At 73.5% G+C, this 727-nt stretch carries 1 pseudogene; it reads right to left on the minus strand.

The annotated features are described in order from the left end of the window. Positions 1 to 727 (minus strand): annotated as a pseudogene (locus tag AC27KI_RS26500) (chromosome segregation protein SMC); the annotation flags it as partial.

Consider the following 727-nt stretch of genomic DNA (forward strand, 5'->3'; position numbering starts at 1 on the left):
GCGCCTCCAGGCTGCGGCGGGGAGACGTGGCCTCCTGCGCCTGGCGCTCCAGGCTGCGCTGCTGCTCGCGGCATTCGGCGAGCTTGCGCTCGGCGGCGATCACGCGCTCGTCCAGTTGCGCGTGGCGCTCCTGGCTGTCGGCCAGCTGCATGTCCAGCTCTTCGAAGCGCGCCTCGGCCGTCACGCGGCGCTCCTGCAGGTCGGCCAGCTGCGCCTCGACCTCGGCCAGGTCGGCGCCGATCTGCTCGCTGCGCGCGCGGGCCTGGTCGGCCAGTTGGGTCAGGCGCAGCGTTTCCACCTGCAGTTCATGGGCGCGGCTTTGCGCTTCGCTGGATTCGCGGCGCGCGGCCACGAGGCGCTGCGAGGCGTCCGCGTAGGCCGATTCGGCGCGCACCAGGGCCGTGCGCGACTCCTCGCTGATGAGGGCCTGGGCGCGCAGTTCCTTTTCGAGATGCTCGATCTCCTGCGCGCGGGCCAGCAGGCCGGACTGCTCGGAGTCCTGGGCATAAAAGCTCACGCTGTGCGCGCTGACCGCATGGCCCGTGGGCACGTAGACCACCTCGCCGGGCTGCAGCGTGGGGCGGCGGTTCAGGGCCTCGTCGAGCGTCTGCGCGGTGTAGCAGCCCTGCAGCCAGTCGGTGAGCACGGCGCGCAGGCCGGCATCGCCCAGGCGCAGCAGGTCGGACAGGCGGGTGGCGGCGCCGGTGGGCTCGGGGGATGCCGGCGG

The organism is Acidovorax sp. KPB24-03, from assembly GCF_057546605.1.